This is a genomic window from Pseudomonas frederiksbergensis (assembly GCF_003732665.1).
In the GTDB taxonomy this organism is placed as follows: Bacteria; Pseudomonadota; Gammaproteobacteria; order Pseudomonadales; family Pseudomonadaceae; genus Aquipseudomonas; species Aquipseudomonas frederiksbergensis_G.
Window position 1 is genome coordinate 57,816 of record NZ_MOBP01000011.1, and the last position, 22,953, is coordinate 80,768.

The 22,953-nt window shown below is 61.5% G+C and carries 15 protein-coding genes; 9 read left to right on the top strand and 6 right to left on the bottom strand.

Features of this window, described 5'->3' with window-relative positions:
• Window positions 1–154 precede the first annotated feature (154 nt).
• The 5 genes from BK665_RS17185 to BK665_RS17205 all read left to right on the top strand — a co-directional run bounded on the left by BK665_RS17185 (window position 155) and on the right by BK665_RS17205 (window position 7,266).
• On the top strand, window positions 155–913 hold the full coding sequence (locus tag BK665_RS17185) for a PIG-L deacetylase family protein (protein ID WP_123407508.1): 759 nt from the start codon (window positions 155–157) through the stop codon (window positions 911–913).
• 301 nt (window positions 914–1,214) lie between these two features.
• Window positions 1,215–2,015 (top strand): endonuclease/exonuclease/phosphatase family protein, encoded by an 801-nt coding sequence (locus BK665_RS17190; RefSeq protein ID WP_123407510.1) that lies wholly within the window; start codon window positions 1,215–1,217, stop codon window positions 2,013–2,015.
• Window positions 2,016–2,200: 185 nt separating this feature from the next.
• A complete protein-coding gene (locus tag BK665_RS17195) occupies window positions 2,201–4,906 on the top strand; it encodes an autotransporter family protein (RefSeq protein ID WP_123407512.1) in 2,706 nt (901 codons plus the stop codon).
• A 321-nt stretch (window positions 4,907–5,227) separates the two neighbouring features.
• Window positions 5,228–6,295: an autotransporter domain-containing protein gene (locus BK665_RS17200; protein ID WP_123407514.1), complete on the top strand. Its 1,068-nt coding sequence runs from the start codon at window positions 5,228–5,230 to the stop codon at window positions 6,293–6,295.
• Between the two features lie 602 nt (window positions 6,296–6,897).
• Window positions 6,898–7,266 carry a DUF6124 family protein gene (locus tag BK665_RS17205; RefSeq protein ID WP_123407516.1) on the top strand — a complete coding sequence of 123 codons (369 nt, stop codon included), beginning with the start codon at window positions 6,898–6,900 and terminating at the stop codon, window positions 7,264–7,266.
• 167 nt (window positions 7,267–7,433) lie between these two features.
• On the opposite strand, the gene glgB is transcribed toward BK665_RS17205, so the two are convergent.
• The 3 genes from glgB to BK665_RS17225 all read right to left on the bottom strand — a co-directional run bounded on the left by glgB (window position 7,434) and on the right by BK665_RS17225 (window position 15,163).
• A complete protein-coding gene (glgB, locus tag BK665_RS17210; protein ID WP_123407518.1) occupies window positions 7,434–9,665 on the bottom strand; it encodes a 1,4-alpha-glucan branching protein GlgB in 2,232 nt (743 codons plus the stop codon).
• A gap of 2 nt (window positions 9,666–9,667) precedes the next feature.
• A complete protein-coding gene (gene treS / locus BK665_RS17215) occupies window positions 9,668–13,009 on the bottom strand; it encodes a maltose alpha-D-glucosyltransferase (RefSeq protein ID WP_123407520.1) in 3,342 nt (1,113 codons plus the stop codon).
• 159 nt (window positions 13,010–13,168) lie between these two features.
• Entirely contained in the window at window positions 13,169–15,163 is a 1,995-nt protein-coding gene (locus tag BK665_RS17225; RefSeq protein ID WP_123407524.1) for an alpha-1,4-glucan--maltose-1-phosphate maltosyltransferase, read from the bottom strand.
• 215 nt (window positions 15,164–15,378) lie between these two features.
• On the opposite strand from BK665_RS17225, the gene BK665_RS34470 reads away from it, so the two are divergent.
• Window positions 15,379–15,546, top strand: a complete 168-nt coding sequence (locus BK665_RS34470) for a hypothetical protein (protein WP_185066878.1) — start codon at window positions 15,379–15,381, stop codon at window positions 15,544–15,546.
• A 103-nt stretch (window positions 15,547–15,649) separates the two neighbouring features.
• Here the strand turns inward: BK665_RS34470 and BK665_RS17230 are convergent, their stop codons facing one another.
• A complete protein-coding gene (locus BK665_RS17230) occupies window positions 15,650–16,156 on the bottom strand; it encodes an MgtC/SapB family protein (protein WP_123407526.1) in 507 nt (168 codons plus the stop codon).
• Between the two features lie 122 nt (window positions 16,157–16,278).
• Between BK665_RS17230 and BK665_RS17235 the strand changes: the two genes are divergently transcribed.
• The 3 genes from BK665_RS17235 (at window position 16,279) to mapR (ending at window position 19,669) form a co-directional block, all read left to right on the top strand.
• Window positions 16,279–16,518: a DUF3203 family protein gene (locus BK665_RS17235; protein ID WP_123407528.1), complete on the top strand. Its 240-nt coding sequence runs from the start codon at window positions 16,279–16,281 to the stop codon at window positions 16,516–16,518.
• Window positions 16,519–16,713: 195 nt separating this feature from the next.
• A complete protein-coding gene (gene ccoG, locus BK665_RS17240) occupies window positions 16,714–18,126 on the top strand; it encodes a cytochrome c oxidase accessory protein CcoG (protein WP_123407530.1) in 1,413 nt (470 codons plus the stop codon).
• A 133-nt stretch (window positions 18,127–18,259) separates the two neighbouring features.
• A complete protein-coding gene (mapR, locus tag BK665_RS17245; RefSeq protein WP_123407532.1) occupies window positions 18,260–19,669 on the top strand; it encodes a GntR family transcriptional regulator MpaR in 1,410 nt (469 codons plus the stop codon).
• Between the two features lie 150 nt (window positions 19,670–19,819).
• Here the strand turns inward: mapR and BK665_RS17250 are convergent, their stop codons facing one another.
• Together BK665_RS17250 and BK665_RS17255 are read right to left on the bottom strand one after the other, a co-directional pair.
• Window positions 19,820–20,566 carry an SDR family oxidoreductase gene (locus BK665_RS17250; protein ID WP_123407534.1) on the bottom strand — a complete coding sequence of 249 codons (747 nt, stop codon included), beginning with the start codon at window positions 20,564–20,566 and terminating at the stop codon, window positions 19,820–19,822.
• A 241-nt stretch (window positions 20,567–20,807) separates the two neighbouring features.
• Window positions 20,808–22,889, bottom strand: coding sequence for a putative bifunctional diguanylate cyclase/phosphodiesterase (locus BK665_RS17255; RefSeq protein WP_123407536.1), 2,082 nt, complete (start codon window positions 22,887–22,889; stop codon window positions 20,808–20,810).
• Between the last annotated feature and the right edge of the window lie 64 nt (window positions 22,890–22,953).

Below are 22,953 nucleotides of genomic sequence, written 5' to 3' on the forward strand. Positions count from 1 at the left end.
TCACGCGACGAAAGCGGTTGTATGAGCAATACTCTGCGGGCTGCAATCCAGGGTTTGGAGCGCGGCACATTGCTATCAACCAGCCTTCACGGGTCGGCCAGGCTTGAATATTCAAGTGGCGCGACTGAGGGCGAGACACAACAAGGACGTAGCCATGAAAACGGTTTACCTCAACGAAAGTACCCTGCCGACACAGATCTGGAACAACGCTGCGCAACTGGACAACATTCCGGTCATCAACACCCAGAGTCTGGTCCCCGAAGGCGCACGCGCCGTGGTGATCGCGCCTCACCCCGGCGACGAAGTGGTCATGTGCGGCGGCTTGCTGCAACTGCTGTCCACCCTCGGCCACCCCTTGCAATTGATCTCGATTACCGACGGCAGCGCCAGCCACCCGGGCTCGCAGCAGTGGTCGGAAAAACGCTTGAGCGTGTTTCGGCCCCAGGAAAGTGTCGAAGCCGTGCGCCGCCTCGGTTTGCCGATGCACAGCCTGAAATGGATTCGCGGCGGCTTCACCGATAACGCCCTGGCCGAGCGTGAGCAGCAATTGAGCCATTACATTGCCCGCTACCTGCGACCGGGGGATGTGGTGTTCAGTACCTGGCGCGAAGACGGCATCGCCGATCACGACGCGGTCGGGCGCGCTGGCGCCAGGGCGGCGGCGATTGTCGGTGTGGCGTACCACGAACTCCCCGTTTGGGCCTGGCACTGGCCGACGCGTGACCAGGGAATGATCCCTTGGCACCGAGCGCGCAAGGTGCGCCTCGACACCTGGACCATCGCCCGCAAAAGCCACGCCACCCACGCCTACGCCAGCCAACTCGACGGCGAACCGGCCATCGGCATTCCCCCGCTGCTGCCCAAGGCGTTGCTGGAGCGGATTCGATTGCCGTATGAAATCGTTTTCGTCTGAAGCTGATTTCTGTAGGAGCAAAGCTTGCTCGCGATGGCACCCTTGAGATCGCTATCGCGAGCAAGCTTTGCTCCTGCAAGGGGTCGCAGTCCTCAGCAAATCTTGTGTTCACCGCACATCAACTGTGGGAGCGGGCTTGCTCGCGAAAGCGGTGGGTCAATCAACATCGATGTTGAATGTGCCCGCCTCTTCGCAAGCAAGCCCGCTCCCACCGGTGTCCGTGATGATCCTGAATTTGCGCTGAACTGCCCGCCTCCACATCAGTCGCATAGTTATGCAGCCCCGATTCACAGGAGCCAACGTGACCAGCGACTCAGAACACCGCGCACTCAATTGCGTGCCTTCAGACACCCCCACAGCCATTCACCGACTGCGGGTTCTCACGGTCAACACCCACAAGGGTTTTACCGCGTTGAACCGGCGCTTCATCCTCCCGGAATTGCGCGAAGCGGTGCGCAGTACTTCGGCGGACCTGGTGTTTCTCCAGGAAGTGGTTGGCGAACACGAACGGCACTCTTCGCGCTACAACGAATGGCCGCAGATGTCGCAATACGAGTTCCTCGCCGACAGCATGTGGAGTGATTTCGCCTATGGCCGTAACGCCGTGTACCCCGACGGCCATCACGGCAACGCGCTGTTGTCGAAGTACCCGATCCGCGAATTCCGCAACCTCGACGTTTCGATCACCGGCCCCGAGCGCCGGGGCCTGTTGCACTGTGTGCTGGATGTGCCGGGGCACGCCGAGGTCCATGCGATTTGCGTGCACCTGAGCCTGCTCGAAAGCCATCGTCAATTGCAGTTGCAGTTGCTCTGCCAGCTACTCGAATCCCTGCCCGACGACGCGCCGGTGATCATCGCTGGCGACTTCAACGACTGGCAGTTACAAGGCAATGCCGCCCTCGCCCGACGGGACTACCTGCACGAAGCCTTCGAACGCCATCATGGCCGCCCCGCCAAGACCTATCCGGCGCGCTTTCCATTGCTGCGCCTGGACCGGATCTACCTGCGCAATGCCACCAGCCATCACCCGAAAATCCTCGGCACCCGGCCCTGGACGCACCTCTCGGACCACTTGCCGTTGGCGGTGGAAGTGCATCTGTGAGCCTGAACCATTCGTCAGTAGCGCTACCCCCGGCCAAAGAATGCGACTACACCTTAAAAAAGCTTAAGGACTAGCACATTCAATTCGTTAGGGCGCGGGCCTCACGCAGTTTATGAATTAGGGTTGTTTTACTGTCCGGCGAACCACCAAGGATGACATCCCCGAAACACGAGAAGGGATTCGCCATGAGTCGCTACGCCAAGCTGCTGCGGTCGTTGCCGCAGGTCTGTGTGGTTCCCGCTTCACTGCTGATTTTCGTCAGCCCCCATGCCTGGGGCGCCTGCACATTGGTCGCCGGCCCCGGCAACGATGCCTTCACTTGCGACAGCGGCACCAGCGGTGCACTGACCGACCTGGCGGGCAACAACAGCCTGACCTTCCCCGCCAACGGCACGGGCCGTATCAACGGCAACGTGACCTTTGGCGCCGGCAGCGACAGCCTGGACATGGACGCCGGCACCCTCGCCGGCGCGCTCGACCTGGGGGATGGCAGCGACCGCATGCGCATCAGCGCCGGGCAAATCACCGGCGCCGTCAGCCAGGGCAATGGCATCGATGATTTCGTCATGAGTGGCGGCACGATCCAGTCCCTGGCCCAGGGTGATGGCCGCGACACCTTCCTCATGACCGGCGGCACGATCACTGGCGCCTTCGAGGACGGCGATGTGGCGAGAATGACCGGCGGCACCATCGGCCGGGTCGACATGAAGCTCGATAACAATATTTTCGACCTGTCCGGCGGGCAGATCCTCGGCAACCTGGTGACCGGGTTCGGCACCGACACCATCATCGTTTCCGGTGGGCGCATCGGCGGCAATGTCAGCGTCAGCGGGGGCAACGACAGCATCACCGTGACCGGCGGCGAGATCGTCGGTGAAATTCGCGCCAGTGTCGGCGATGACATTTTGAACTGGAGCGGTGGCGGCATTATCCGCTCGGCGATTCTGATGGCCGAAGGCAATGACCGCGCAACCCTGAGCAACCTGGATGAAAGCACCCTCGCCCTTACCCCGAGTCTCGATGGCGGCCCCGGCAACGACCTGCTGACCTTCGACCGCACCGTCTCCACCAACCCCGCGCGCTACATCAACTGGGAAACGGTCAACCTGAGCAACGGCTCGCGATTCGACCTGGCCGGTAATTTCGTCCTGGGCGACAGCGCCAGCGGCACCGGGGTGTTCAATATCGATGCCAGCAGCACGCTGACGTCAGCCCAGGGCAGCATCACGCCGTTCACCCCCGGCCAGTTCGCCACCCTGAACAACGCCGGGGTGATCGACCTGGCCAGCGGCAACACCCGCACCGACGACACCCTGACGGTCCAGGGCAATTACGCCGGCAACAACGGCCAACTGCTGCTGCAAAGCGTGGTGGGCGGCGACGATTCCCCCAGCGACAAACTGGTCGTGAACAACGGCACCTTGACCGGCAGCACCGTGATCAGCGTCAGCAACCTCGGCGGCGTCGGCGGTTTGACCCAGCAGAACGGCATCCAATTGGTCCAGGCCCAAGGCACGGCCGTCAGCAACAACAGCGCGTTTGTCCTCAGTGGCACAGTGTCGGCGGGTGCCTACGATTACCGTCTGTTCAAGGGCGGTGTGACCGCAGGCACCGAGAACAGTTGGTATCTGCGTTCAGCGGTGGTCGCGCCGGCAGCCTTGAGCATTCCCAATCCCGATCCAGACTTGCCGCCGATTATCGTGCCGGCGGTGGCGACACCCGTGGCAGCGGCGACACCGACCATCGTCAGCATTCCCAACCCCGATCCAGGCTTGCCACCGATCCTCGTTGCCGCGGCGGCGACGCCCACGGTCATCAGCATCCCCAACGCTGACCCGACACTGCCTCCGACCCTCGTCACAGTGCCCGCGGCACCGGCCGGCAGTTCGCCGCTGCCGGTGTTGCCCGCCGCCGTACCCGGTGCGGCGCCGATTCCCTTGTACCGCCCGGAAGTCCCGACCTGGTCGGTGCTGCCACCGGCCGCCGCGCAATTGACCCTCAGCGCCCTCGGCACCTTCCATGACCGCCAGGGCGACCAGCGCCTGCTCTCGGAAACCGGCGCCTTCAGCGCAGGTTGGGCGCGGGTCTATGGCAAGAACTTCGACCAGACCTGGGCCGGCACCGTGACGCCACGGCTCAACGGATCGCTGAACGGTTTTCAAGTGGGTAACGACCTGTACAGCGCGCAAACCGCTGGCGGTCAAACCCAGCGCACCGGGTTCTTCGTCGGCCATACCCGTTTGCAGGGCGATGTCGACGGCTTCAACGAAGGCTTCGAGGGCAAACGCGCCGGCAGCGTGGAGCTGGAAGGCGACAGCTACGGCGTGTACTGGACCCTGACCGATCCCAAGGGCTGGTACGTCGATACCGTCGCCATGGGCACCCGGTTTGACGGTGATAACCGTTCCGAGCGCGGCCTCAAGCTCGACAACCGTGGCCATGCGCTGACCCTCTCGGCCGAGGCTGGTTATCAGTTCCCGTTGCCGGGCAACTGGGTGGTGGAACCCCAGGTGCAGGTGATCCACCAGAAAATTTCCCTCGACAGCCAGGACGACGGCATCTCCCGGGTATCGTTCGATTCCGACGGTTCATGGACTGGTCGCCTCGGCGCACGCCTCAAGGGTCGCTACGAAATCAGTGGCCGGCCGCTGGAGCCGTATCTGCGGGCCAACCTGTGGCACACCTTTTCCGGAACCGACACGGTGACCTTCGATCATGTCGACCGGATCGAGAGCGAACAAAAGGCCTCGTCCGCCGATCTCGGGGTGGGCGTGATCCTGAGCCTGGACGCTTCGGTCAGCGTGTACGCCAGCGCCGACTACGCCAGCAATATTGACAGTAATCAGCTGCGCGGCGTGGTTGGCAATGTCGGTGTCCGGCTGAGCTGGTAGGCCGTTAGCCAGCTATCAAAAGCCTCTGGCCCGCTGGTCTTTTGATGATTTTTTTTACAAACAACCACTTAGGGACGCGCCAAAAATCAGCCACTTGTCATCGCTAAAATAGCCATACCACTTATCGGCCATTTTCTTGACGCAGCGCCACAGGTCTTCTTAGCTACACGTTACTACCCCCGGAAATACGCCCGGGGCAAACCTTCAGACACCCGCAAAACGGGCGGCTACGGGCTTGCCTCAATCCATTCGGTCGCCCCTCATTCGGGGTAGGAGAGACGCCAGAGCGAGATTCGGTATGCGTTTGCCAGGTAGACCTCCATGAAAACTTCATTCACCCCTCATGAGATCAAAATCACTGTTTGCACAGTCTCGAGCACCCTCCTGCTGTGTTCGTCCATGGATGTGCAGGCCGATCCTGCCGAGGATGAAACCGCCCCCTGGTATCGCCAGGAGGTGCCTACCCTGGCGTTACCTGCCGCCGCTGCCACTTACCCGGGACGCTTCAGCGTCAACCCGGATTTGCGAAGTTCACGCCTGACCACCGAAGACGCCTCGCCCACTGCCTGGGATCAACTCTACGGGCAGCCTTCGCGACAGGCGCAAACCGATTTCCAGTTCGGGGATTCTGCGATCCCCGGCGCAGACGAATTCAAAGGCCCGGCCCTCCTGACCCTGCAAAGCAGTAGCGGTCATGTGCAACGGGTTGGACTGATCGGCGGCACCAGCCAGTTTCAGGGCAATGGCGACGGCTTGTATACCGGTCGCGCCCTGGTCGACCCGGGCAATGAAACCCTCAACCTGCAAGGCCAAAGCCTCGGCGCCTACTGGAGCCTGACCGGTCCTCAAGGCTGGCATGTCGATTTGACCGCCAGCGGTGGCCGGGTCAATGGCTTCAGTCGCGATGCCCAAGGCCTGCGGCAAACCGCCGAGGGCAGCGCGATGACCGTGTCGGTGGAAGGCGGCTTCCCCATCGGCCTGGGTGAGAACTGGGTGGTGGAACCCCAGGCGCAGTTGATCAATCAACGCATCACCCTGGACACGCCCTATGCCGGCGCCAACAACGCCACCTCCAGCGACCTGTCGTCCTGGAGCGGCCGGGTCGGTGCGCGATTGAAAGGCAGTTACGACATCAATGGCCTGCCGGTCGAACCCTATGTGCGGACCAACTTGTGGCACACGGTGTACACCGGCAATACCGTGACCCTGGATCAAGTGGACAAAATCAGCAGCAGCCGCAATTCATCGACCGTGGATGTGGGGTTGGGCCTGGTGGCGCGGGTGACGCCCACGGTCAGCCTGTACGTCAGCGCCGATTACAGCAGTGACGTGGATGACAATGATTTGAATGGGCTGATCGGGAGTCTGGGGGTTCGGATGCGGTGGTGAGGTGTTTGCCGCAAGAAATGTTGCGTCTGGACTGACGCCTTCGCGGGCAAGCCTCGCTCCTACAATTTGGAATGCATTCCAATGTGGGAGCGGGCTTGCTCGCGAAGGCGATGGCACAGTCAATATCGATGTCGCCTGACACACCGCTTTCGCGAGCAGGCTCGCTCCCACAATTTGGAATGCATTCCAATGTGGGAGCGAGCCTGCTCGCGAAGGCGTCATTTTGCCCACCGCATAAACATGTTTAAAAACGCCCGTTTAAAGACACCCAGTGTTACGTCATAAACGGCTACAACACCTTGCGCCGTTGCCTACGCGTACGCCAGAATCCGCCGGCTTGTGCGGCTGAGGGGTGGGCTATATCGTTTCCGGGTCACTGCAAAACAGTGATCGGGTTTGGTAGCCCGTTGTAACAGCCGTATGGCAACGCCTTATGACGTCTCCTTTTTGGGACTCTGTTTTATATGGTGGTCATGCGTGGGGCTCCTTCGGGGGCGCCGGTTTTTCCTGTTGCACCGGTCTACCAATCCGCGCATGGCCGCCACCCTCGTTTGGTAGCGAGAGTGATGGCTCCTTGAATCATTGCAATCGGAGTTTCATCTATGTTCAAAGTAACGCCCAATCCCCCGAACACCGGTCCAGTACCGTGCGACGCCTCTTTCGAGCTTGACCCCAGGAAAATGAAAGAAGCGGCCGACCGCGCGCTCAGCCACTACCTCAACCCCGGGGCGACGAAAACGCAGATACCGCCCCGCAAGCGCCACACCTGCTTCACCATCGACGCAGCGGTGGATGACGAAACGTTGCTGGTCGAGGCCAGTGATTCGTTCGCACAAGCCCGCGAGATGGTCAACGACCTCGCGGACCTGGCGGACAACCCGCGACGTCATACGATGCTGGTGCTGGCCCGGGTGATCCTGATGGGTGAGCTGGCGGTCAACCGCGTACTGGATAACCACAAACCCGTCTAACCACCGGGTCCTGTAGGAGCGAAGCTTGCTCGCGAAGGCGATGGCACAGTCAATATCGATGTAGCCTGACACACCGCTTTCGCGAGCAAGCCCGCTCCCACAGTTGAATGCATTCCAAATTGTGGGAGCGGGCTTGCCCGCGAATGAAGCGCTGCGGTGCTAGCGGATCAACCCTCCGGCCGCAAGATCAACACCGCCAACGGCGGCAGGTTCAACACCAGCGACATTGCCTGGCCATGGCTCGGCTCTTCCTCGGTAAACGCCCCGCCACCATTGCCATAGTTGGACCCGGCATAGGTGTCGGCATCGCTGTTGATAACCTCGGTCCAGCGCCCGGCAAACGGCACGCCGATGCGATAGGCCTGACGCGGCACCGGGGTAAAGTTAGCCACCACCAGCGCCGGTCGGCCGTCCTTGCTCCAGCGCATAAAGGCATAAACGCTGTTGACCGCATCATCGCCGATCAACCACTGGAAGCCTTGCGGCGCATCGTCCTGATCGTGCAACGCCGGCTCTTCGCGGTACAACCGGTTGAGATCGCCGACGAGTTTCTGCACACCTTTGTGCTCGGAATACTGCAGCAAATACCAATCGAGTTGCTGATCGTGATTCCACTCGCGCCACTGGCCGAACTCGCAGCCCATGAACAACAGCTTCTTGCCCGGATGCGCCCACATGAAACTCAGATAAGCGCGCAGGTTGGCGAATTTCTGCCAGCGGTCGCCGGGCATCTTGTCGATCAGCGAATGCTTGCCGTGCACCACTTCATCGTGGGAAATCGGCAGGATAAAGCGCTCGGACCACGCATACACTAGGCCGAAACTCAGTTCGTTGTGATGATGAGCGCGGTACACCGGATCCTGCTGGATGTAATGCAGCGAATCGTGCATCCAGCCCATGTTCCACTTGTAGTCGAAACCGAGGCCACCCTGTTGCGTGTTCTGGCTGACACCGGGCCACGCCGTGGATTCTTCGGCGATCACCAGCGCGCCGGGCGCTTCCAGGTCGACCACATCATTGAGGTGGCGCAGGAAGTCGATGGCTTCCAGGTTCTCGCGACCGCCATGACGGTTCGGCACCCATTCGCCAGCCTTGCGCGAGTAGTCGCGATACAACATCGAGGCCACGGCATCGACCCGCAGGCCATCGACGTGGAAGTGCTTGAGCCAGTGCAGTGCCGAAGCGAGCATATAGCCGTGCACTTCGGTGCGCCCCAGGTTGTAGATCAAGGTGTCCCAATCCTGGTGAAAGCCTTCCATCGGGTTGGCGTATTCGTACAGCGCCGTGCCGTCGAACTGCGCCAGACCGTGGGTATCGGTGGGGAAATGCGCCGGGACCCAATCGAGGATCACGCCGATGTCAGCCTGGTGACAGGCGTTGACGAACGCGGCGAAATCATCAGGCGAGCCGTAGCGGGCGCTCGGGGCAAATTGCGACAGCAACTGGTAACCCCATGAACCGCCGAACGGGTGTTCCATGATCGGCATCAGTTCGATGTGGGTGAAGCCCAATTCCTTCACATAAGGAATCAGTCGCTCGCCCAACTCGTGCCAGGTGTACTGGCGGGCGACTTCACCCAGATCATCCAGCTCGCATTGCCACGAGCCGGCGTGCAATTCGTAGATCGACAGGGGCGCACTCGGTTTGTGTTTGTCAGCGCGAGCCTGCATCCACTCGTGATCCTGCCAATCGATGCTCAGCGGCGCAGCGACTTTCGACGCGGTGTCCGGCGGCAATTGCGTGGCCAGGGCCATCGGGTCGGCCTTGAGCGGCAGAATGCCCTGGGCACCGAGGACTTCGTACTTGTACGCCTCCCCCGCTTGCAGCCGTGGGATGAACAACTCCCAGACCCCGGTCGGATGGCGTAAACGCATCGGATGCCGGCGACCGTCCCAGACGTTGAAATCGCCCACGACGGAAACCCGTTTGGCATTCGGCGCCCACACGGCGAAACGCACGCCGTCCACGCCATCGACATTCTTCAGTTGCGCGCCAAGGCAGGCGCTGAGGTCGCGGTGATTGCCTTCGGCGAACAGGTACAAGTCCATCTCGCCGAGCAACGGCCCGAAACTGTAGGGATCTTCGGCGACTTGCTCGCCACCGGCCCAGCGCGTGCGCAGCAGATACGGCTGGGCGCGGTCGAAGTGGCCGACGAACAGCCCCGGCGTCTGGGTGGCTTCAAGGCTGCCCAGCTCTTCGCCGGAATCCTTGGCCAGCACCTGGACGCTCAATGCGTCAGGCAGGTAAGCGCGGATAAATTGCCCGCCTTGGTCATCGCCGTGGGGGCCGAGGATAGAAAACGGATCGTGGTGTTCGGCGCGTACCAACGCGTCAATGTCCCGCGCTCTGGGCAGCAACGCTTCTTTGTGATGCCCCTGTTCCTTGTTCGAGAAACTCATGACTACTCTCCACCAAGATCGGAAAAGGGTTTGAGCCCACTCAATAACCCATACAAACCGTGCAACGGCACCGGCAGCCAGGTGGGGCGGTTTTCCGCCTCATAAGCCACTTCATAGGCCGCCTTCTCCAGGCCGAACAACGCCAGTGCGGCGTCCTCGCCTTCAGGATCTTGCCACGCATGACCAAGACTAGCTGCCGCCAGCCGATAAGCGTCGATAAATGCCTGTTGCGCTTCATTCAAGTAGCGATCAGCGACCCGTTGCCGCGCCGCTTGGGCATCGGCGGTGTTGTCGACGTTGTGCACGTTGATCGCCATCGCGGCGGCGTAGTCGAAGGATCGCAACACGCCGCTGACATCTTTATACGGGCTGTGCTTACCGCGACGTTCGCTGAGCGGCCGTGCCGGCTCGCCTTCGAAGTCGATCAGGTAAGCGTCGCCCTTGATCACCAGCACCTGGCCCAAATGCAAATCGCCATGGACCCGAATGCGCAAACCACCCGCAGCCTTTTTGCCCAGTTCCTGAACATGGCCGAGGATGATTTTTTTGTTGTCCAGCAAGCGAGTGACCAGCGCTTTGTCCGCCGGGTTCAATTCGTTTTGATGCTGCTTGAGCAACTTCAGCGCGTGCTCCAGTTGCGCCGCCACGTCCTTGGCCGAGGCCAGGGCTTGTTTCTCCGTGGTGACCTGCGGGGCGAAGTCCGGGTTGTCGGTGGTCGCGGCCAGCACCACGTGCATTTCCCCCAGGCGCTGGCCGAGCATGCCGGCGAAATCTTTCAGCTCACCCAAGGCGTTGTAGTGCTGCTCTTGCTCGGACATGGCATCGGCCAGTTCATCGCGCAGTGCCCGTTCGAGGTTGTTCTGGGTCCATTCCCAGGCGTCGCCCTGATTGCTCAAGTAGCCCTGGGCGATCATCAGCAGGTTGTCTTCACCCTGGGCATCGTGACGAATCACCGAGCCCAGCAAAGGGGAAATGTTGGCGAACCCGGCGTTGGTCAGGTAGGCGCTCATCTCCAGTTCCGGGTGCACGCCCGAGGCGATTTTGCGGATCAGCTTGAGCACCATGCTTTTGCCGACCACCACCGAACTGTTGGACTGTTCGGCGGACAGGTAACGCACTTCGGACTCCGCGTTCAGGCCGAGCTTCGCCAGTTGCGAGGTCGGTTCGAAACGGATTTCGCCGCCATCGGACGGCAACACGGTGTTGCTCTGCATGCCCTCCACCACGGTGCGGATAAAGTTTTCCAGGGCAAACGCATCGGTGATCAAACCCACCTGCGGCCCGCGCCGAACCCGGGACAACGCCAGTTGTTGCGGCAACGGCGCGCCAACCTGATCTTCGGCGATAAAGCCGAACGGCAGTTGATAACGGCTGGTCTGGCCGCCGCTGGTGACTTCGATTTCGCTCAACAGCACCGGATGCTGCGGATCGCCGAAGCGCACACCGTAGGCCAGATTGACCTTCTCGATCGCCGCGTCCTTGCCGGCGAACCAGCGCCGATTCTGCAGCCAGTTCGGCAGGATGCCTTGCTCCAGGGTGCCGCGAGACGGCGCTTCGAGCAGTTCTTCCATGCGTTTCTTCAGCACCAGGGTGGTGAAGTCCGGCAGGCTTTGCGCCGGTTCCACGTGCCAGCTCGGCATTTGATTCTCCGCAGCCAATACGAACCAATAGAAGCCGTACGGCGCCAGGGTCAGCAGGAAATTCAACTGACCGATGGGTGGGAAGGCGTTACCACCGAGCATCTCCACCGGGACCATGCCGGCGTAGGCCGACAGGTCGAGTTCCGCCGCTTGCGCGCTGCGGGACACGTTGGCCACACAGAGGATGATTTCGTGCCGGCCATCCTCGCCGGTGAATTCGCGGGTGTAGGCCAGGATCCGCCGGTTGCTCGGCGAGAGCATTTTCAGGGTGCCACGGCCAAACGCCTTGGACTGTTTGCGCACGGCGAGCATGCGGCGGGTCCAGTTCAGCAGCGAGTGCGGGTCGCCGGCCTGGGTTTCGACGTTGACCGACAGGTAACCGTATTGCGGGTCCATGATCGGCGGCAGCACCAGACTGGCCGGGTCGGCACGGGAGAAACCGCCGTTGCGGTCGATGGACCATTGCATCGGTGTGCGCACGCCATCGCGGTCGCCGAGGTAGATGTTGTCGCCCATGCCGATTTCATCGCCGTAATACATCGTCGGCGTGCCGGGCATCGACAGCAGCAAGCTATTGAGCAGTTCCACGCGACGGCGATCACGCTCCATCAGCGGCGCGAGACGGCGGCGAATCCCCAGGTTGATCCGCGCCCGACGGTCGGCCGCGTAGTAATTCCACAGGTAATCGCGCTCCTTGTCGGTGACCATTTCCAGGGTCAGCTCATCGTGGTTGCGCAGGAAAATCGCCCACTGGCAATTGGCCGGGATTTCCGGGGTCTGGCGCAGGATGTCGGTGATCGGGAAGCGGTCTTCCTGGGCCAGCGCCATGTACATGCGCGGCATCAGCGGGAAGTGGAACGCCATGTGGCATTCGTCGCCATTCAGGCCTTTTTTATCGGTAGCGCCGAAGTACAGCTGCGTGTCTTCCGGCCATTGATTAGCCTCGGCCAGCAGCATGCGGTCCGGGTAATTGGCGTCGATTTCGGCACGGATCTGCTTCAAGACATCGTGGGTCTCGGGCAGGTTTTCGTTGTTGGTGCCGTCCCGTTCGATCAGGTACGGGATCGCATCCAGGCGCAGGCCGTCGATGCCCATGTCCAGCCAGTAGCGCATCACCGACAACACCGCTTTCATGACTTGCGGGTTGTCGAAATTCAGGTCCGGCTGGTGGGAATAGAAGCGGTGCCAGAAGTACTGGCCGGCGACCGGGTCCCAGGTCCAGTTGGACTTTTCGGTGTCGAGGAAAATGATGCGAGTGCCGTCGTACTTTTGATCGTCATCGGACCACACGTAAAAGTCCCGGGCCGCCGAGCCTTTCTTGGCTTTGCGTGCGCGCTGGAACCAGGCGTGCTGGTCGGAGGTGTGGTTGATGACCAACTCGGTGATCACCCGCAGACCGCGCTTGTGCGCCTCGGCGATAAAGCGCTTGGCGTCGGCCATGGTGCCGTAGTCGGCATGCACGCCACGGTATTCGGCGATGTCGTAGCCGTCATCGCGGCGTGGCGACGGATAGAACGGCAACAGCCAAATGGTGTTGACGCCTAGATCGGCAATGTAATCGAGTTTGGCGATAAGCCCGGGAAAGTCGCCGATCCCGTCATTGTTGGAGTCGAAAAAAGACTTGACGTGAACCTGGTAGATCACCGCGTCCTTGTACCAGAGCGGGTCCTTGGTGAAGGGTGTGGCCTTGGGTTTCTTCGCCATTTGAAACTCCTGTTGAAATCGAAAAAGCCGCTGAGCCGAAACGCAACGAGATCCCCTGTGGGAGCGGGCTTGCTCGCGAATGGGGCGTGTCAGCCAGAACAAACGTCACTGACATGACGCCTTCGCGAGCAAGCCCGCTCCCACAGGGAAAGCGGCGTGCTAGACGGTAATGCGCCAAATCCCGAACGGCTGGTGGGCCGGGTCGATCCGCATGAATTGGTACTTGCCGTACCAGGTCCAGCGATGGCCGCTCATCAGGTCTTCGCCTTGGGTGTGGGCGTCGTCGGGCAAGCCCATTTCCCACAGCGGCAACTCGAAATTGGCTTCCTGGACGTTATGCGGATCGAGGTTGACCGCCACCAGAATGAAATTGCTGCCGTCGGCGCTGCGCTTGCCGAAGTACAGGATGTTGTCGTTCCAGGCGTTGTAGATCTTCAGCCCCAAATGGGTTTGCAGCGCCGGGTTCTGGCGGCGGATGCGGTTGAGCTGGGCGATCTCGGCAATGATGTTGCCCGGCGCATTGAAGTCCCGCGGGCGGATCTCGTATTTCTCCGAGTTGAGGTATTCCTCCTTACCCGGAATCGGCGCCGCCTCGCACAGTTCAAACCCCGAATACATGCCCCACAGGCCCGAGCCCATGGTCGCCAGCGCCGCGCGGATCAGGAACCCGGCGCGTCCGGATTCGTGAAGAAATGCCGGGTTGATGTCGGGCGTGTTGACGAAGAAGTTCGGGCGATAGCATTCGCGCCACGGCGACTCGTTCAACTCGCTGAAATAGGTCGAGAGTTCGTACTTGGTGTTGCGCCAGGTGAAGTAGGTGTAGCTCTGGGAGTAACCGACTTTGCCCAGGCGCGCCATCATCGCCGGGGTGGTAAAGGCTTCGGCGAGGAAGATCACTTCAGGGTGCAGCGCCCGCACATCGGCGATCAGCCATTGCCAGAACGGCAGCGGTTTGGTGTGGGGATTGTCCACGCGAAAGATCTTCACGCCCTCCTCGACCCAGCCGACCACGATGTCGCGCAATTCCACCCAAAGACCGGGGATCGCATCGGCGGCGTAGAAATCGACGTTGACGATGTCCTGGTATTTCTTCGGCGGGTTTTCGGCGTATTTGATCGTGCCGTCGGGCCGCCAGTTGAACCAGCCTGGGTGCTGTTGCAGCCACGGGTGGTCCTGGGAACACTGGATGGCAAAGTCGAGGGCGATTTCCAGACCATGGTCCGCCGCCGCAACAACCAGTCGGCGAAAATCTTCGCGGGTGCCGAGCTCTGGGTGAATCGCTTCGTGCCCACCCTCAGCGCTGCCGATGGCGTACGGGCTGCCCGGATCGTCGGGACCGGCGGTCAGGGAATTGTTCGGGCCTTTGCGGTAGCTGCGGCCGATCGGGTGGATCGGCGGGAAGTACAGCACGTCGAAACCCATGTCCTGGATCATCGGCAACCGCGAGTGCACGTCGTTAAAAGTGCCATGACGGGCAGGATCGTCGGTGATTGAGCGGGGAAACAGCTCGTACCAACTGGCGAACTGGGCGATATCGCGTTCCACGTCCAGGGGGAATTCCTGGCTCAGGCTCAGGTAGGCGCGGTGGTCGGCCTGGGCCATGAGGTCGGCGCTACGTTGGTGCAGGAACAGCGCGACCTGCTCGGTTTCGAGCAGTCCTGACAGTTCATGGTGCAGGCCGGCCAGTTGCTCGCTCAGTTGCCCGTCGCTGCGTTCGGCGGCTTGATGCACCAGGGTGCGGCCTTCTTGCAACTCCAGGCTGATCGGCACGCGGGCGCTGTGTTTCTTTTCCAATTCATAACAGAAGCTGGCGAACTGATCGATCCAGGCTTCGATGCAGAACACATGGCGGCCCTGGCGTTCGACGCGAAAGCGCCCCTGCCAGCCGTTGTTGCCCAGCTCGGCCATGGTTTCGCTGTGCCAGGACTCCTCGCCCTCGCCGCGCCAACGGATACGCACGGCCAGTTTGTCATGGCCGTCGGCAAACACTTTGCCGGTTACCAGCACGTCCTGGCCGACCACGGCCTTGACGGCAAACTGCCCGCCATCGAGGGTCGGCATCACATTTTCAATCGCAATGCGCGGCAGCAATAACGCCTGCGACAGCGGCATATGCGGGTTGTAACTGAGTTCGGTCGGTTTTTCAGCGATCATCGAGCATCTCTCCTTTACGCCCCAAGGACGCTCTTGTGCCTGATATTCATCCCGTGAGCCGGTCCGCCCGGAATGAACTCACTTAGGTTCCGAGCGACAGGCATTGGTAAAAGTTCACGCTGATTTGCCTGAGTGTTGGTTGGAATCAAATCCTTTTCGCGGTGGTCAACACACTTAAGCACGAGTTACGCCATGTGCCATAAGGAGCTTGACCGATGAGTATCCCGATCCCTGCTGAAACCCCCGATCCGAACATCGACAACCCGACCATTCCGCCCACCGAGCCGGAACCGGTGCCCGAGCAAGAACCACCGGGAACCACTCCGCCGCCTCGCGAAGACCCGCCGGACACCATGCCGCCGGTGATCGTCAGCCCTGAGTAAGATCGTTCCCACGCTCCGCGTGGGAATGCCTCAAGGGACGCTCCGCGTTCCACTGGGACGCAGAGCGTCCCGGGCTGCATTCCCACGCAGAGCGTGGGAACGATCAGTCCTTGGGGCTCCGTTCTTTGTCGAGCATGCGTACCACCATCGGCATCACGCTGAAGATCGCCAATGCCAGCAACGTACTGAGCACCGCCGTCGCTTCGCGGCCCAACCCGGCAGACACGCCGATGGCCGCGGTCATCCATAAACCGGCGGCGGTGGTCAGGCCTTTGACGTGACCTTCGTCGCCCTCGGTGTTCTTCAGAATCGTCCCGGCGCCAAGGAAGCCGATCCCGGCAATCACCCCCTGGACCACCCGGCTCATGGCATCGGCCTGGGAGCCGGACATCTGTGGCACCAGCACAAACAGCGCCGCCCCCAACGCCACCAGCATGTGCGTGCGAACCCCGGCGGCCTTGCCCTTGTGCTCGCGCTCAAAACCGAGAATGCCGCCCAGCACTGCGGCCATCAGCAAACGCACAGTGATGCGCGTCAATTGTGAAGCGTCGCCAACGTCGGCGAACTCCGCTTGCAGCGTCTCCCAAACTTCATGCCACCAGGCGTTCATGGTGCAGTCCTTTGTATGGATCAATAGAGGATGGACCGCGCCGACCATTAATCGGTTGCACCGAACGATGGCCGTTCCTGGCGACCTAACGTTTCAGTCTCCGCCGAAAAAAGGACAGTCCCATGACCGTGCGCACCGATCCCGAAACCCAGGTTTGTTTTTTCACCCTTGAAAGTGGCGAGGAAATTCGCCTGGGGCCCGACGTCAAAATCATTACCGACTCGGAAAAAGCCATGTCCGCCGTGGAAATCAACGGCCGACGCCTCTACATCACCGAAGCAGAAGCCGACGCATTGACCGTAGCAGGTGCTGTGGACGGTCGTAGGCATTTGAAGGCCAGCGACAGTGGTTCGGTGATTTGATTGACCCGGATCAACACCCACCGCGAACGCCTGGAATAAGCGTTCGCGGCCTGCGCTCACGGGTGCATCAAGTTGTCGCAGGCATCGCTCACTGCTTCATCTGATCCGCTTTTTATTGCTAGACCTGAGTCTGTTATGCAAACAGATCGACGCTCATAGTGCCCCGGCCTGATGGAGGCTGATGAGCGAACGACCATGAGCGAGAGAATCCCCGTCCGAACCGTAGAAACCTATGAACCTTCACGCCCGAAGATGAAGGTCAAATCCAGCGATAACCTGATCCACACCCGCAGTTTCACCGGCCTGTACCGCACCTTGCGCATGAGCGGCGCCGGTTTCCTGTTCCTCGCCTTCTTCGGCACTGTGTGGCTGAACTGGGGCGGCCGCCAGGCCGTGCTGTGGGATTTGTCCGAAAGCAAATTCCACATTTTTGGCGCGACCTTCTGGCCCCAGGATTTCATCCTGCTCTCGGCGCTGCTGATCATTGCCGCGTTCGGCCTGTTTGCGATAACGGTGTTCGCCGGCCGGGTCTGGTGTGGCTACACCTGCCCGCAAAGCTCCTGGACCTGGATCTTCATGTGGTGCGAGAAGATCACCGAAGGCGAACGCAACCAGCGGATCAAACTGCAAGCGGCGCCCTGGAGCCTGAACAAACTGCTGCGCCGTTCGGCCAAGCACACCTTGTGGCTGGGCATCAGCCTGCTCACCGGCCTGACCTTCGTCGGCTACTTCACGCCGATCCGGCCCCTGGCCGAAGAACTGCTGACCCTGCAAATGGCCGGCGTCAGTCTGTTCTGGGTGATCTTCTTCACCGGCGCCACCTACATCAATGCCGGTTGGCTGCGTGAAGCGGTGTGCATGCACATGTGCCCCTATGCGCGGTTCCAGAGCGTGATGTTCGACAAGGACACCCTGACCATTTCCTACGACGTGGCCCGTGGCGAAAACCGTGGCCCGCGCAAGCGCGAGGTGAAACCGGCCGACGTGGGCCTGGGCGATTGCATCGACTGCCAGGTCTGCGTGCAGGTCTGCCCCACCGGCATCGACATCCGCGACGGCTTGCAGATGGAATGCATCGGCTGCGCGGCGTGCATCGACGCCTGTGATTCGATCATGGACAAAATGGGCTACGCTCGCGGCTTGATCAGCTACACCTCGGAGCATGAATTGCAGGGCGGCAAAACCCACCTGCTGCGCCCAAGGTTGATCGGTTACACGGCGGTGCTGCTGATCATGATCGGCGCCCTGGCCCTGGCCCTGGTGGAACGGCCGATGGTGTCGCTGGACGTCACCAAGGACCGGGGCATGTACCGTGAGAACAGCGAAGGCCTGATCGAGAACATCTACAGCCTCAAAGTCATCAACAAGACCCAGCAGCGCCAGGATTACCGTCTGAGCCTGGTGAATGGCGAGGGCTTCCAGTTGCAAGGCAAGACGGAGTTGAGCCTGGCGCCGGGTGAGATTGTCGATGTGCCGCTGTCGGTGGCCATGACCACGGAACGGCCGAGCAGCAGCTCCCAGACGATCAGTTTCAAGATTGTCGACAGCGACGAGCCGGACATCTACAGCGTGGCCCAGAGCCGGTTTGTTGCGCCGATGAATCGCTGATCCCTTAGACTGCGGTGCGGCCATTCGCGAGCAAGCCCGCTCCCACATTGGAATGCATTTCAAATGTGGGAGCGGGCTTGCTCGCGAAGAAGCCACCGCCGATTCCCCAGAACGAAACCAATCCAGGCTCTAGATGAAACGCTACGAAAAATTCGCCGATGACATCGCTGAACTGATCCGCTCCGGGGTCCTCGGCCCCGGCCAGCGCGTGCCGTCGGTGCGCTACGCCAGCCAGACCTACGGGGTCAGCCCGTCCACGGTGTTCCAGGCCTATTACCTGCTGGAACGGCGCGGCCTGATCCGTGCGCGGCCGCGTTCCGGCTACTTCGTCAACACCCACGCCCCGAGCCCGTTCTCGGAGCCGGTGATCAGCAGCCAGGTTAACGAGTCCACCAAAGTCGATGTCAGCGAACTGGTGTTCTCGGTCCTCGACTCGATCAAGGACCCCAACACCGTGCCGTTCGGCTCGGCCTTCCCCAGCCCGACCCTGTTCCCGCTGCAACGCCTGTCCCGCTCTCTGGCCAGTGCCGCCCGGGAGATGGACCCGCGCATGGTGGTCACCGACATGTCGCCGGGCAATCCGCAGTTGCGTCGGCAAATCGCCCTGCGATACATGGTCGGCGGTTTGATGCTGCCGATGGAAGAACTGCTGATCACCAACGGCGCCCTCGAAGCCCTGAACCTGTGCCTGCAAGCCGTCACCGAACCCGGCGACCTGGTGGCCATCGAAGCCCCGGCGTTCTACGCCAGCCTGCAAGTGCTGGAACGGCTGAAGCTCAAAGCCGTGGAAATTCCCGTGCACCCGCGCGATGGCATTGATCTGGGCGTGCTCGCACAGACCCTGGAACGCCACCCGATCAAGGCCTGCTGGTGCATGACCAGTTTCCAGAACCCGATGGGCGCGACCATGCCCGAGGCGAAGAAACAGGAACTGGTGGAGTTGCTGCGTAGCCATCAGGTGCCGCTGATCGAAGACGACGTCTACGCCGAACTCTATTACGGCCAGCACGCACCGAAACCGGCCAAGGCGTTTGATACCGAAGGGTTGGTGATGCACTGCGGTTCATTCGCCAAGAGCCTGGCCCCCGGCTACCGCATCGGTTGGGTTGCCGCCGGGCGCTATGCGCAGAAAATCGAACGGCTGAAACTCATGACTTCGCTCTGCGCCTCGATGCCGGCCCAGGCGGCGATTGCCGATTACCTGCAACACGGCGGCTACGACCGCCACCTGCGCAAACTGCGTTACGCCCTGGAAGAACAGCAAAGCGCCATGCTCGCCGCCATCGCCCGCTACTTCCCGGCCCAGACCCGGGTCAGCCAACCGGCCGGTGGTTATTTCCTGTGGCTGGAACTGCCGCCCCAGATGGATTCGTTGAAGCTGTTCCAGATGGCCCTGGCCCAAGGCATCAGCATCGCGCCGGGGCCGATCTTTTCACCGACCCAGCGCTTCCGGAATTGCATTCGCTTGAACTATGGCAGCCCGTGGGATGAGGCTTCGGAGAAAGCGATGGAGACGTTGGGGCGGATTGTGCGGTCGTTCTGAGGATTCGATGTTGTCAGGTCTATTGCCTTCGCGAGCAAGCCCGCTCCCACAGGGTTCGGTGGTGTCCACAAATACTGTGTTCACGACAATCCACTGTGGGAGCGGGCTTGCTCGCGAAGAGGCCCGCCAAGGCACCGCAAATTTCAGGGCTTAACGCCCACCCCCAAGATCCACAAACGTCCCGGTCGCATACGAGGCCTTATCCGAGAGCAACCAGATAATGGCCTCCGCCACTTCATCCGGCCGCCCGCCACGGGCCATCGGGATCGCCGATTCCAGCTTGCTGACCCGATCCGGATCGCCGCTCAGCGCGTGGAAATCGGTGTAGATGTAGCCGGGACGCACGGCGTTGACCCGAATCCCTTCACCTGCCACTTCTTTCGAGAGCCCCAGGGTGAAGGTGTCCAGCGCGCCTTTGGACGCCGCGTAATCGACGTACTCACTGGGCGCGCCCAGGCGTGCGGCGACCGACGACACGTTGACGATGCTGCCGCCCTGCCCGCCATGCTTGGGCGACATGCGCAGGATCGCGTGCTTGGCGCAGAGGATCGGCGCCAGGACGTTGGTCTTGAGGATTTTCAGAATGCGGAATTCGGACATTTCGTCGACCCGGGACTTGTGCCCGACGGTGCCGGCGTTGTTCACCAGGGCGGTGACCCGGCCCAGTTCGGTGTCGACGCGGTGGAACATCGCGACCACCTCGTCTTCGATGCTGACGTCGGCCCGCACCGCAATGGCTTGGGCGCCCAGTGCGCGGACTTGCTCCAGCACACTTTGCGCAGCCTGTTCGTCAGCCAGATAGTTGATACAGATCCGATAGCCCTGCTCTGCGGCCAACAATGCCGTGGCAGCGCCGATGCCACGGCTGCCGCCGGTGATGACGATGACTTTTTCCATGCTGACATTCCCTCGATTCAAGCTTTTGCGGTCGGGGGCAAGAATAACCGTCATTGGCGGGTTTTGCATGACCTGCATCTATAGGGGTGACAACACAGATGTTTGATGAGGTGCTTTTCTGTGGCGAGGGAGCTTGCTCCCGCTGGACTGCGCAGCAGTCCTGTTTTTGGGGGCCGCTGCGCGGCCCAACGGGAGCAAGCTCCCTCGCCACAGGGTTCTACCTCACTCCAGGCAGGGTCTATCAGCCCGCCGCCAGTTGCTCGCCACGGTGAATATCGATCATGAAGCGTTCGGCGGGCAGCGGATGCCCCAGCAGGTAACCCTGCAACGAATCACAGCCCAATTTCGTCAGGAAATCCTGCTGCACACCGGTCTCGACCCCTTCGGCCACAATCCGCAAGCCCAGCGCCTGGCCCAGGGCCACAATCGCCGAAACGATTGCCGCGTCATCGCTGTCGTGCTCCAGATCGCGGACGAAGCCACGGTCGATCTTCAACTCATTGGCCGGCAAACGCTTGAGGTACATCAGGCTCGAATAACCGGTGCCAAAGTCATCGATGGACAGATCCACGCCCATTTCCGACAGTTCCTGGAGCACGGTCATGCTCGCGTCGGCGTCGCTCATGGCCGTGGTTTCGGTGATTTCCAGGGTCAGGCTGTTCGCCGGCAAATGGTGGGTTGCCAGGGCCTTGGCTACGCTCTGGACCAGGCCGGCGTGGCAAAACTGCAAGGCCGAGAGGTTCACGGCGATGCGCCAGTCGGTGTAGCCGAGCACGTACCATTCGCGCATCTGCCGGCAAGCTTCGTTGAGCACCCACTCGCCGATGGGGATGATCAGGCCGGTCTTTTCCGCCAAGTCGATGAACTTGTCCGGCAGCAACATGCCCTGGGTCGGGTGCTGCCAACGCAGCAACGCCTCGGCACCCACCGGGCGGCCATTGCCGGCGTCGAACTTGGGTTGGTAATACAGGCTGAACTGTTGGTGTTCCAGGGCGGCGCGCAGGTCTTGCAGCAGTTGCAGTTGCTTGCGGGCGTTGCTGTTCATCGAGGCGTCGAAGAAGCTGTGGCCGTTTTTGCCCGCGCCCTTGGCGTGGTACATCGCAGCGTCGGCGTTCATCAGCAGTTCTTGCGCAGTCTGGCCATTGCCCGGGTAGAGCGCGATGCCGACGCTGGCGGAAATCTGCAGGTCATGTTCGGCCACCCGGAACGAACGCGAGATCAGGTTGACCTGGCGCGCCGCGAGGTTCAGCGCATCGTCCGGCTCACTCAGGCGCACCAGCAGCACGAATTCGTCACCGCCGATCCGCGCCAGAGTGTCCTGGCTGCGCAAATCTTCGCGTAGACGTATCCCGACTTCGCGCAATAACTGGTCGCCCATATGGTGGCCGAAGGCGTCGTTGACCGGTTTGAAGCCATCCAGATCGATGAACATCAACGCAAAACAGCCGCCCTGCTCCTGCACCTTGGACATGGCCAGCTCGATGCGATCCGCCAGAAGAGTGCGGTTCGGCAGGCCGGTCAGGGTGTCGTGCAGGGCCAGTTGGGTCAGTTCGCGGTTGGCTTCGGTCAGCGAGTGCGCGAGGTCGGCGGTGCGAGCTTCCAGGCGTGCATCGAGGATTGAGGTCAGCAAGGCGATGCTCAACACCGCCAGGGTGGTGATCAGCACCAGGTTGTCCAGGCCCTTGCCGCTCAAGCCGTTAAGGGCGGCGCCACAGAAACTGCCGTCCGGGAAACGCGCCGCAGCCATGCCGGTGTAATGCATGCCGACGATGGCGAACCCCATGATCACCGCAGCGCCGCCGCGGATCAGGCCCACATAAGGCGTGTGCTGGCGCAGGCGGAAGGCAATCCACAGCGCCGCAGCCGACGCCACCACCGCAATCAGCAGCGACGCGCCGAACAGCGCCGGGTCGTAATCGATGCCCGGCACCATGAGCATCGCGGCCATGCCGGTGTAATGCATGGCGCTGATCCCCGCACCCATCACCAACGCCCCGAACGCCAGTTGCCAGGCCGGCAGCTTCGGCTGGCTGACCAGCCACAGGGCAAAGCCGCAGGACAGGACGGCGATGACCAGCGAGAGCACGGTAATGCCCAAGTCGTAGCCCAGATCGATCGGTAATTTGAAGGCGAGCATGCCGATGAAATGCATCGACCACACGCCAATGCCCATGGCCACCGCCCCCCCGGCAGTCCACAGGTGAACAGCCCGGCCCTTGGTGGTGGCGATGCGGCCGGTCAGGTCCAGCGCGGTATAGGAAGCGAGAATCGCCACGCACAGCGAGATGAAAACCAGCGTGGGGGAATAGGTGCCGATGAGCATGGGATTATCCGTGACAGCCCACCGTACCGCGTCCGTTCTCGGGGAGCAAAGTCGGCGATTGTAC

Bases quoted from the DNA above. Each gene is read 5' to 3' on its own strand.
- mapR (WP_123407532.1), top strand. From the start codon at position 18,260: ATGAAACGCTACGAAAAATTCGCCGATGACATCGCTGAACTGATCCGC.
- treS (WP_123407520.1), bottom strand. From the start codon at position 13,009: ATGGCGAAGAAACCCAAGGCCACACCCTTCACCAAGGACCCGCTCTGG.
- BK665_RS17205 (WP_123407516.1), top strand. From the start codon at position 6,898: ATGTTCAAAGTAACGCCCAATCCCCCGAACACCGGTCCAGTACCGTGC.
- BK665_RS17250 (WP_123407534.1), bottom strand. From the start codon at position 20,566: ATGGAAAAAGTCATCGTCATCACCGGCGGCAGCCGTGGCATCGGCGCT.
- glgB (WP_123407518.1), bottom strand. From the start codon at position 9,665: ATGAGTTTCTCGAACAAGGAACAGGGGCATCACAAAGAAGCGTTGCTG.
- BK665_RS17255 (WP_123407536.1), bottom strand. From the start codon at position 22,889: ATGCTCATCGGCACCTATTCCCCCACGCTGGTTTTCATCTCGCTGTGC.
- BK665_RS17195 (WP_123407512.1), top strand. From the start codon at position 2,201: ATGAGTCGCTACGCCAAGCTGCTGCGGTCGTTGCCGCAGGTCTGTGTG.
- BK665_RS17185 (WP_123407508.1), top strand. From the start codon at position 155: ATGAAAACGGTTTACCTCAACGAAAGTACCCTGCCGACACAGATCTGG.
- BK665_RS34470 (WP_185066878.1), top strand. From the start codon at position 15,379: ATGAGTATCCCGATCCCTGCTGAAACCCCCGATCCGAACATCGACAAC.
- BK665_RS17235 (WP_123407528.1), top strand. From the start codon at position 16,279: ATGACCGTGCGCACCGATCCCGAAACCCAGGTTTGTTTTTTCACCCTT.
- BK665_RS17225 (WP_123407524.1), bottom strand. From the start codon at position 15,163: ATGATCGCTGAAAAACCGACCGAACTCAGTTACAACCCGCATATGCCG.
- BK665_RS17230 (WP_123407526.1), bottom strand. From the start codon at position 16,156: ATGAACGCCTGGTGGCATGAAGTTTGGGAGACGCTGCAAGCGGAGTTC.
- BK665_RS17200 (WP_123407514.1), top strand. From the start codon at position 5,228: ATGAAAACTTCATTCACCCCTCATGAGATCAAAATCACTGTTTGCACA.
- ccoG (WP_123407530.1), top strand. From the start codon at position 16,714: ATGAGCGAGAGAATCCCCGTCCGAACCGTAGAAACCTATGAACCTTCA.